General features: G+C 61.3%; 10 protein-coding genes and 1 pseudogene. 5 read left to right on the plus strand and 6 right to left on the minus strand.

The window, feature by feature from the left end:
* The coding region (locus NTW26_03740) for a hypothetical protein (GenBank protein MCX7021387.1) at positions 1 to 1,035 on the minus strand (1,035 nt) is incomplete at its 3' end.
* A gap of 162 nt (positions 1,036 to 1,197) precedes the next feature.
* Between NTW26_03740 and NTW26_03745 the strand changes: the two genes are divergently transcribed.
* Genes NTW26_03745 through NTW26_03765 form a run of 5 tightly spaced genes read left to right on the plus strand, consistent with a single transcriptional unit; the run spans position 1,198 to position 5,675 of the window.
* Positions 1,198 to 2,502 (plus strand): 4Fe-4S binding protein, encoded by a 1,305-nt coding sequence (locus NTW26_03745; GenBank protein ID MCX7021388.1) that lies wholly within the window; start codon positions 1,198 to 1,200, stop codon positions 2,500 to 2,502.
* 49 nt (positions 2,503 to 2,551) lie between these two features.
* Positions 2,552 to 3,637, plus strand: coding sequence for a DUF4349 domain-containing protein (locus NTW26_03750; protein ID MCX7021389.1), 1,086 nt, complete (start codon positions 2,552 to 2,554; stop codon positions 3,635 to 3,637).
* Positions 3,638 to 3,640: 3 nt separating this feature from the next.
* Complete coding sequence (locus tag NTW26_03755) at positions 3,641 to 4,324, plus strand: DUF4349 domain-containing protein (GenBank protein ID MCX7021390.1); 684 nt, start codon at positions 3,641 to 3,643, stop codon at positions 4,322 to 4,324.
* Positions 4,317 to 5,213 carry a DUF4349 domain-containing protein gene (locus NTW26_03760; GenBank protein ID MCX7021391.1) on the plus strand — a complete coding sequence of 299 codons (897 nt, stop codon included), beginning with the start codon at positions 4,317 to 4,319 and terminating at the stop codon, positions 5,211 to 5,213. Before NTW26_03755 ends, NTW26_03760 begins: the two co-directional genes overlap by 8 nt.
* Positions 5,214 to 5,228: 15 nt before the next feature.
* On the plus strand, positions 5,229 to 5,675 hold the full coding sequence (locus NTW26_03765; GenBank protein ID MCX7021392.1) for a hypothetical protein: 447 nt from the start codon (positions 5,229 to 5,231) through the stop codon (positions 5,673 to 5,675).
* 123 nt (positions 5,676 to 5,798) lie between these two features.
* Here NTW26_03765 and NTW26_03770 read toward each other — a convergent pair whose 3' ends face one another.
* From NTW26_03770 to NTW26_03790, 5 genes and pseudogenes are all read right to left on the minus strand, one after another.
* The gene (locus NTW26_03770; protein MCX7021393.1) at positions 5,799 to 6,071 is read right to left on the minus strand and encodes a zinc ribbon domain-containing protein; all 273 of its coding nucleotides are present in this window, start codon (positions 6,069 to 6,071) and stop codon (positions 5,799 to 5,801) included.
* A gap of 15 nt (positions 6,072 to 6,086) precedes the next feature.
* Positions 6,087 to 7,118, minus strand: coding sequence for a tryptophan--tRNA ligase (gene trpS / locus NTW26_03775; GenBank protein ID MCX7021394.1), 1,032 nt, complete (start codon positions 7,116 to 7,118; stop codon positions 6,087 to 6,089).
* A gap of 203 nt (positions 7,119 to 7,321) precedes the next feature.
* Positions 7,322 to 8,086 carry a hypothetical protein gene (locus NTW26_03780; protein ID MCX7021395.1) on the minus strand — a complete coding sequence of 255 codons (765 nt, stop codon included), beginning with the start codon at positions 8,084 to 8,086 and terminating at the stop codon, positions 7,322 to 7,324.
* A 427-nt stretch (positions 8,087 to 8,513) separates the two neighbouring features.
* A complete protein-coding gene (locus NTW26_03785) occupies positions 8,514 to 9,143 on the minus strand; it encodes a DNRLRE domain-containing protein (GenBank protein MCX7021396.1) in 630 nt (209 codons plus the stop codon).
* Between the two features lie 66 nt (positions 9,144 to 9,209).
* A pseudogene (locus NTW26_03790) lies at positions 9,210 to 10,047 on the minus strand (elongation factor 4).

A 10,047-nucleotide genomic window follows, 5' to 3' on the forward strand; every position in this document is an offset into this window, starting at 1 on the left:
GTCCCACACCGGCGGCTCGCGCCAGTCCCGGCTGGTGACCGGCACCCGCTCGGCCAGCCCCAGGGCGGTCCACACGGCCTCGAGGCAGCCGCTGAAGCCCAACTCTCCGCCGCGCAACTGGAGCGGCGACCGGATACCGGCGAGCCGCAGTGAGGCCAGTTCGCGCACCCCGTGACGGTCCGGCGGCTGCCCCGTCGCCAGAATGGCCCAGACCTCGGCCGGCGACGAGGCGGGCGGGAAATTCAGCGTGTAAACCCTCGACCGATCGCGTTGCTCGCTTAAATGCGGCGTCCGGGTAGAATCCAGGGCGGCGGGGTCGAGGCAGTCCACGGCCACCGCCACGACGGGTGGCGTATCGGCGAGCCGGAGCTCCGGCGCGGCGTTTTCGGGGCCGAGATTGACCAGGATGACCACGAGGACCAGGGCGGCGATCGAGCTGCCCAACAGGAGCATGGAGCGCAATCGGCGCCGGGACTTCCAACTTCCGCCCAGGTAGAGCCCAACGACCAGGGCGACGAGCCGGAGCGCCAGGAATCCGATAGCCGCCGCCGCCGCCAGGAACAGAACACTCAGCCAATCCGCCGCCTGCGTGGGGGAGAAGACCCTTCCCAGGAGCCATACCGCCGCCAGAAAGCCGCCGAAAGCCAGTCCGCCGACCGCCGCCAGGACCCGGCGGAACCACGCCGCCGCATCCTCGGGCAGGGGACGTCGTCCGACGAGCTGGGTGATCAGGCCGACGAGGGCCATCAGCGCGGCCGAGATGAGAAGGGCGGGGAAAAAAACGTAGAGGGCCAGGAGCAGGCCTTCGCCGATATTTCCCAGGTAGGCCGAGTTCGTCTCGACGAGGGCCAGGGAAAGCCAGGCGCTCCAGAGACCGCCCACCACCAGCCAGGCGCGTAAGGCGGCCGTCCAGAGCTGGGCGGGTCCGGGCCGCGTGCCGCCGCCCACCACGAAACGCGCCACCGGGTTGTGCAGGTAACCCCGTTCCCTCAGTTGCGCGCGAATCTCGTCCAGCCTGTCATCTGTGTCGTTCACTTGCGGCCGATGGTATCCACGCCCACCGTTCATGTCAAGACACGGCCTTGCGGGACGACGGGCGATGTTTTACCATTAACCTAGATTTTTGAGAAAACGGCGGACCCCGTGGGCGACCTTCACACGACAATCTGGAAAAGACCCAGGCTCAGCCGATATCGGTTGTTCGTTCAGCTGGCGTCCCTGGCGGTGTCCGCCTGTCTGGTGACCCTTTTCGTTCTCTTCGCCCTCTCACTGCAAACGGGGGAATCGGCTGGGATTGAGCGCCCGGCGGGCATCGAGGCGCTGACCCCTCATCTGGGCTACATCGAGCTCGTCTACGCCGTCCGCGCCGGCCAAATCGCCTGGATCCACCCCGCGGCCCTCGGATTTTTCCTCCTGTTCTTCGTCCTGTCCATTCTGGTTAAAAAGGGCTTCTGCAGTCACCTCTGCCCCCTGGGGACGATAAGCGAGGGGCTGTGGTGGCTGGGGAAAAAGATTACCCGGGGTCGCGAGCCGCGCCTGCCGTCTTTCATAGACCTGCCTCTCAGGCTGGCCAAATACCTCCTCCTCGGGTACTTCCTCATCAAGGTGGCCACCCTGACCCTGGAAACCCTCCAGCAGCTGGCCTACTCCCCGGCGGTCAAACTGTCGGACCTGCGCATCTTCCACTTCTTCGCCCTGCTCCCGGAGTGGATGTGGTTCGTCCTCGGCGGCATCGTCGTTTTATCCCTCTTCATCCCCCGCTTCGTCTGCCGGTACGCCTGCCCCTATGGCGCGCTCCTGGGGGTCGCCTCCACCGCTTCTCCCCTGAAAATTTACCGCGACGAGTCCCGCTGCGTCGTCGGCTGTATGGACTGCGCCGGTGTCTGCCCGGCCTGGGTCAACCTGAGGAAACCGGGGGCCATCCTGCACGACGAATGCCACCTCTGCCTGCGCTGCCTGGACGCCTGCCCCACCCCGGGCGCGCTCACGCTGAAGGCCTTCAAGAAACCGGTCCCCGGTTGGATCGTCCCCGCCGCCGTGGTTGGCATCGTCGTCCTGGGGCTCGGCCTGATGTACGTCTGCGGCGGGTTCGAGAACGAAATTTCGCGGGAGGAGTACCTGGCGAGGATCGGACAGATAGACGAACCGCTGTACGCCTTCCACCCCGGCGCCCCTGAAGTTCCCGCCGCGGCCACCCCATACGACGGGGAACTATTCAAACCGCTCAGGACGTATGTTGGGAAGCCCCGCAAGGTGCTCGAGCTGCTCCCGATGCTCGATTTTGAGGTGGGGGTGGCGGCAAGCGGCCTGGCGGGCGGGCTCGAAAACCAACTGAATCGGGAAGAGGAAAGCGCTCGCAAAACCGAGCCGATCGTGGACACGACCCTCCGCAAAGACGAAGGAGCACAGGAGCCGCCGACGGCGGAAGAGCCCGAAGGCGAGGCCGGCGCGGTGACTCCGCCGCCCGAGGTCCCGGAGCCGGAATCGCCGGATCCGGGTTGATAGCTGAAAGTTGACACCGTCCAACCAACGGATTTAAGGGAGCGTGAAGATGAAAACACGCATTTTCTCGGCACTCCTTTTCGTTCTGACCCTGGCGCTCGTATCGGGGTGCAGCGAGGGGACGCAGGACCCCTACTCCAAGTACTACTCCAACGAGAGCGGCTCAACGACAGCGGAAGCGGACCGGAATCGGGCCCTCGGGGAGTACCAGGAGTCGGTCCAGACCGCCCTGGAAGGAGCCACCGGGAACGTCGCCGCCACCGCCCCCTTGGGCGGGTTCGCCGGGGGCGGCCAGGCCGACGTGGCGCGTACCGGCGTAACCGAAGTCGAGAAGGGGAACGTCGGGATGCCCACCGCCGAGGAGAACACACCCGGACCGGCCGGAGACGAGGCCGAGGCCGACGTCACCACCGAGACAGAAACCATCGCTATGGAGCGCAAGCTCATCTACGAGACTTCCATGACCGTGGTGGTGGACGACCTGGATCAGGGCCGCCAGGATGTGGAAGAAATCGTCAAGGCCAACCACAAGGAGGGCACCACCCCGGTCTTCATCACCCAACAGCAGGTGGACCGCGAGGTGGGCCGCGTGGGGCGCATCCACTACACCATCCGCTGCCATGCCGACGTCCGCGAGCGGGTCGTCGCGGCGCTGCGCGAGGTGGGCGAGGTGTGGGCCGAGGATTCCACCGTGGAGGACGTCACCCGGCGCTACTACGATCTGGAGAAGCAGCAGGATCTTCTGGAGGCCGACTACGCCATCGCCAAGGCCGCCTTCGCGGAGGCCGAGGCCCGGGGCGCCCGCGCCGCGGAGCTCGAAATGCTGAAGGCCGAGATGGAGCGCATCTCCGAAGCGCTCGGCGAGACCAAGGGCCAGCTCAAGGGCTTCGACGACCTGATCACCCTGCCCACAATCTACCTCACCCTGGAGGAGAAGGACCCGACCACCAGCTACTCGGGCTGGCGCGTGGTCGAGGAGGGCTTCACCGTCGCCTACAAGGCCATCGTCAACATCCTGAAGTTCGTCATCATCATCGTCGGCGTGGGTCTCGTGGTCGCGCTCCTCTTCCTGCCGACCTTCCTCCTCGTGCGCTGGATCGTCCGGTCGGTGCAGCGGACTCGGGTCAAGGAGTAGCCGATGCACAGGCTGATAACGACGCTCGCCGTTCTGGTCGCTGGGCTCGGCTTCGCCCAGGAACAGGGGCCGGAGGGAACCGAAATTTACCAGACCTTCTCCGGCCGCCTGGTGGTGACGGTGGACGACTTTGAAAAAGCCTCCGCGGAGGCCAAGGCGGCCCTTCCCTCCGATCGCGGGACGCTCTTGAACATCGAGTCGAGCCAAACCAAGGACGAACTGGACGAAATTCACCTGGAGTACGTCGTCCGGGCGGACTACGCCGAAGAGCTCCTGGCCAAGCTCACCGCCCTGGGCGAGGTGATAGTGGAGGAGACGGGGCTCACCGACGTTACGAAACGGGTCGGCGAGCTGCGCGATGAGGTGGACACCCGCACCGCCCGGGTCGCGGAACTGGAGAAAGAGGCCGACCGGCCGGGGCTGACGATGGACGACCGAATCGCCGTCCAGCGCGACCTGTCGAGGGAAAAAAGCGAGCTCGAGCGCGCCTCGGGCACTCTGGCCAAGCTCCTGGATGACACGAAGATGTACCCCCTCGAGGTCACCCTGGTCGAGGGGTACGTGGACCGGATGACCGAGGTCGAACAGGCGCTCTTCACCATCGTGCTGCCCGGCCTGGCCCTCTTGATCGCGGCTTTCTTCCTGGGCCGGCTGCTGGGCAAACGCGGGGGAGGCAAGGATGCGTAAATCCATAAACAAGGGGCTTAAGCCCCTTGTCTCGGGCGCGGTATTCCTGGGGCTGATCCTCCTTCCCGCCCTCGCCCTGGCGACGGCGCCGGGGGAGACGATTGACTGGGCGAACGTCGAGCACGCCCGGTCTCCCGAGCCGGCCGGGGACGAGGTGACGCTCACCCTCCCGCTCCCCGGCGACCAGATCGGCTACGAGACGGTCACCCGCCCGCGGATGATCGAGGTCGAGGTCGGCCTCATCGTCCTGGTTGACGACTTCAGCCAGGCGCTCGCCGAAATTCAAGGCGCCTTCAAAGGCGAGGACGGCTTCATCGCCCAACTCTCCTACATCCGCCCCTACGAGGAACCGTCGGCGGGGCGGGTCATCTTCCAGATCCGCACGGACGTCCGCGACGACTTGGTGAAGAAACTCTCCGCCCTGGGAGAGGTCATCCAGGAGGAGCGCACCAGCACCGACGTCAGCCAGGAGTTCTACGCCCAAAAACGGGAATTGGAGGACCTGCAGGCCCGGATGACGGCACTCCGGCAGGAACTGAAAGAGGAGACCTCGCCGGCGCGCGTCCAGAACCTCGAGCGGGACCTAGCCGACCTGGAGCGCCAGGCGGCCGACCTTTTAATCGCCAACCCCCAGCTCGACGGCAACGTGGGCCTCACCTCGATTTTTCTGACCCTCACCGAGGACGAGGGTATCATCCCCGAGCCGGGCACCGACCTCCTCAACCGCGGCGTGTCCGAAGGCTACATCGCGCTCATGAACGTGGTGCGCGTCCTCATCATCGTCCTCGTAGTCGGCGTGCCCGTGGGGTTGCTGGGTCTGGCGGTATATCTCCCGCTCCGGCGGGCGGTGAAGAGGCGCGCGAAAAAAGCCCCCACCGGCGGAGCTTAAAGGAGTGACACGGCCGTGAAGAGATTCATCCTGCCGACGCTGACCGCGCTCCTCCTCGTCGGGTGCGGGGAGGAGAAAACCGTCGAGGAGAACGGCGCCGGTGAAATCGCGCGTTTCGACCCGGCGGTCGAGCGCGAGATAGAGGCGGCGGCGGACGGCTTCTTCGCCGAGCTCACGATGCTCCACGAGCCGGAGGCCAAGGCCTACATGGATTTCACGAAAATCGGGGACCGCGAGTGGGACGAATACTGGAAGAGGCTGAAGAGCTACGACCTGGAGGTGGGCTCGGTTACTCTGTTGGGGGTCGAGCCGCCGGCGGCGGACGAACCGAGTATCGCCCGCATCGGCGTGGACGCGGAGCTGCTGGTGTCGGGCAAGGAGGTTAGCGTCGAGGCCTACAGCCTCCCGCTCGTCAAAACGCCCGACGGCTGGCGGCTGACTGAGCTGCCCTTCGCCGAGTAAACCTCAACCTAAAGAAGAGACAAGGGGTTTAACCGAGCGAAGCGAGCTATGCCCCTGGCAAAACCCCTTGTCTTCATTTAAGGAAAGCGGACGTCGGTCCGCTTTTTCTTCGCCCCGACGGAGCTACGACGCCCGCCAGCGCTTGAGATTCGGAAAGACGCGCTCCATCGTCGTCCGCGCGTCCTCGGCGGACATGTGCCCCTCTCGGGCGATGAAGTCAACGACGAAATCCCGCATGTCCTCCATCTTGGCCTCGGATTGGGTGAAGGCGCCCCCCTGGTAGCAGTGGTGGCAGTACTCCGCGCTCTTCGAGCCGTCGGCCTCGGTGCCGAAGTGCGCCTCCTCGGTCAGGGGCATGGCGCAGCTCTGGCAGATGGGCTCCTTGAATGCGTCCATCGTCCCTCCTTGAATTCACCGTCTCTTGAGGCCCATCGCCGCCAGGGCCTCGGCGATGACCGCCCCGGCGACGCCCCGCGCCTTCTTCGCGCCCTTGTCGAGCACACCGTGAACGTAATCCGGGTCATTTTTCAGCTTCCCGGCCTTCTCCCGGATCGGCCCCAGGACCTTCTCCATGTTCGCGGCCAGGCGCTTCTTGCACTCCAGGCAGCCGATGCCCGCGGATGTGCAGCCTTGCTGAATCCAAGCTAAATCCTCGGGCGGCGAGAAGTAACGGTGATAGCTCATGAAGACGTTGCAGTCCTCGGGCACGCCGGGGTCGCTCTTGCGCTTGCGGCGCTCGTCGGTCTTGGCCGGCGCCAGCTTTTGCCAAATGCTATCCGGCTCTTCCAGGATGCCGATGGTGTTGCCCAGGCTCTTGGACATCTTGTTTTCGCCGTCCAGGCCCATGATGCGCTTGGCCGGGGTCAAGGAGACGCGGCACTCGGGAAAAACGTCGCCGTAGCGCGCGTTGAATTTACGGGCGATTTCACGCGCCAGCTCGATGTGCTGAACCTGGTCCTCGCCCACCGGGACGATGCCGGCCTTGTAGAGGAGGATGTCCGCCGCCTGGAGCACCGGGTAGGTGAAGAGGCCCACGTTGACATTATCCAAGTTCTGTTGCGACTTCTGCTTGAACTGGGTCATGCGCGAGAGGTCGCCGAAGGGGGTCACCGTCGAAAAAATCCAAGCCAGCTCGGTGTGCTGGGGCACCTCGCTCTGGACGAAGATGGTGCAGCGGTCGGGGTCGAGGCCGGCGGCGATGTTCGCCACCGCCGCGTCGAATACGCAACCCGGCATCGCCGCGGGGTCATAGGCGATGGTCGAGGCGTGGTGGTCCACGATGCAGAAAAAGCACTCGAAATCGTCCAGGAATTTCACCCAGTTACTGATGGCGCCCAAGTAGTTCCCGATGTGCAGCTCACCCGTGGGCTGGATGCCGGAGAAGACCCGCATCCGCCCGGCGTCGTTGGAGAAGGTCAGGTAGCCCTCGTCGTCTGAGTACATGCCCATGGCGCTATCCTAGCGGTATCCGCGGCGGGACGCAAGCCCCGCGCTGCGATTTTTCCAAAAAGCTAAAAAGGGGGTGTTACTGCCGGGAGGTGCGCCAGCAGTACGCAACGGCGAGAAAGGAGAGCGGTAAGTATCGGTAACGCATCTCGGGGTATAGCAGATTGTAAAAGAGTGTATTTCAAAATAGTTCTGCCCAATTAATAATCAAGGTATATATCTGTATAAGTAGCAATACCTAGATTTGTAACCACTATCGGAATCACACGAATTGAGAAGTTGTTATGGGGATCAACTTCGTCACTCTCCTCTATTAAATCCCACATATCTACATCTACAGCAAACCTGTCTACTTCATTTGAATTTATCAACTGTGACACAACGGTTTCATGGTATCTAAAATCACCAAATATATTCAATACATCATATGGGCCTATTCTTCTATTATATTCAGGTATATTCTTAAATTCATATTGAGCCGAAAGCCCGCTAGGACCACCTTCAATTGGAAATACATAATCTAGGACATCAACTACTACAAAACCTATCCTATTTATTAATAATGGCGATGATGTATTGTTAAAAATTCTAAAATCAACTCTTACAATATTTTCAATTATCCCATAGGATATAACGTCGGTAATTAAGAAATCACATTTTGAATCAATGGCACTCAATGAAGGTTCTTCTTTTTCTAACTTATGTTCCTCTGGGTATGGTTTGAATCCAAAGCTTTTATAGAAATCCGTTTCTTCCATATCATTACTATCTAGATAATCAGTCGTGCTAGTGTTATTACTTACGTTTTTCTCAGTAGATTCGATAGTTTCTCCTTCATTATTAGCTGTATTATTTGGAAAGTTTTTCGGAGAGTTTGCAATTGCTATGATTAATGCAGCAAGAATTGTCGCACTACCCGTTATTATTGCTGCTACTATAATTTTACTTTTTTTTCGTTTTTTCATGTTTTATAACTCGACGAACATCTCAAATGTGTATCTTGACTTGTGATATTTTTCGCCTGAGTAAAATTTCATTATATCAGAAGATATTCACATTACTTTTGAACACCAACTTCACCCGTCGGGGGGCGTCGGGGTTGACCAGGCAGCCTTGGGCGGCGGGGATAGTATCTGCGCCCGAAGGGAAATCCCCGCCCTACATACCCGTGACGAGCCATAGGGGCGGGTGCCGAAAAACCCGCCCGCGGGCGACCGTGAACGGTCGCCCCTACGAGTAGTCACATCATCAAACATACACTAAAAACGCTACGGTGTAAAACGAAAAGGCCTCACGCCGCCCCCACCACCGGACAAGGCGGGAAAAATGAAACAAGGGGTTTAAACCCCTTGTCTCTTTGTTACACAACCCCTTGACGAATCAAGTTCCGGTTTAGCGATACAGGGCCTTGATGCAGCCGAAAGAGGTTTCCTCGACTTCGGGGTCGGAGAGTTCCATCACCAGTCTGGGGCGCAGCGTCTCGTCCACCATGTACTCGCTGGCGTAGAAGGTGCCGCCCACGGCCCCGGTCCCGTCGTCGTAGAACTTGAAACCGTGGTTGGCCAGCGTGTCGTCCAGCCAGCCCCGCACGATGTCCGTGACGTCCACGGCCCACCACTCCCCGACCGTGGTCGGGTACGGGGCGGAGTCCAGGGTCTGGGGGTGGATGTCGGGCATGTTGTTCCAGGTGATGAGGTCCTCGTCCCAAAAGGCGTCCGAGGCGCCGAACTCCGCCTCGCCGCCCGAACCGGCCACCGCCTGGGTGTAGAGATAGAGCGTCGCCGAATTCGCGTACCGGTCTCGGTAGAAGCTCAAATCAACGAACTCGATGAAGCTCGTGAAGCCCAGGTTCGGCGAATCCGAAGTGTACACCTTGAAGAAGTACGAGACACCGAAGTTGCTGTTCGGCTGCTGCTCCCAGCAGAAGGCGTCCTTGCCCTTCACGAGGCCCGGCTGGAGGGTCACCTCTTCGGCCAAAGCAAAGGCGGAGAGAATGAATAGAAGAATCAGGGTGTAACGCATCGGGTGTCCTTTGGGCGGGTTATTTTCACCAATCCTACCGCATCAACCCATAAAATACAACTGCGTCTAACGCCGACGGCCGTACTTCTGCCGAATCTCGTGGGGATCCTCCTCGACGCCCAGGACGCTCATGAAGGCTTTCTGGGGGATTTGAACGGTGCCGACCATCTTCATCCGCTTCTTGCCCTTCTTCTGCTTCTCCAGGAGCTTGCGCTTGCGGGTGATGTCCCCGCCGTAGCACTTGGCGGTGACGTCCTTCCGCAGGGGCTTGACGGTCTCCCGGGCGATTATCCGTCCCCCGAGCCTGGCCTGGATGGCCACCTCGAAGAGCTGCCGCGGGATGAGCTTCTACAGCTTCAGGGTCAGGTTCCGCCCGTACTGGTACGCCTTGTCCTTGTGGATGATAATGGACAGGGCGTCCACCGCCTGCCCGTTGACGATTATCTCCAGCTTCTCCAGCTCGTTCACCCGGGGCTCGATGAGATCGTAATCGAAGGAGGCATACCCGCGGGTGACGCTCTTCAGGCGGTCGTAGAAGTCCAGCACCACCTCGGCCAGCGGCAGCTTGAAGGTCAGGAGCACCCGCTCGGGATCCAGGTATTCCGTGTTCGCGTATTCCCCCCGTTTATCCTCGCAGAGCCGCATGATGTTGCCGATGTAAGTCGGCGGGGTGACGATGGTGGCCCGGATGTACGGCTCGGCGATGTCATCGATCCGGGAGAAGTCGGGCAGACCGACGGGGGAGTGGAACTCCCGGGTCGCCCCGTCGGTGGTGGTCACCAGGTAGATGACGTTGGGCGTGGTGGCGACTAGGTCCAGGTCGTATTCCCGCTCCAGGCGCTCCTGGACTATCTCCATGTGCAACATGCCCAAAAATCCGCAGCGGAGGCCGAACCCCAGCGCC

It is taken from the genome of bacterium, from assembly GCA_026398675.1.
Lineage (GTDB): Bacteria > RBG-13-66-14 > RBG-13-66-14 > RBG-13-66-14 > RBG-13-66-14 > RBG-13-66-14.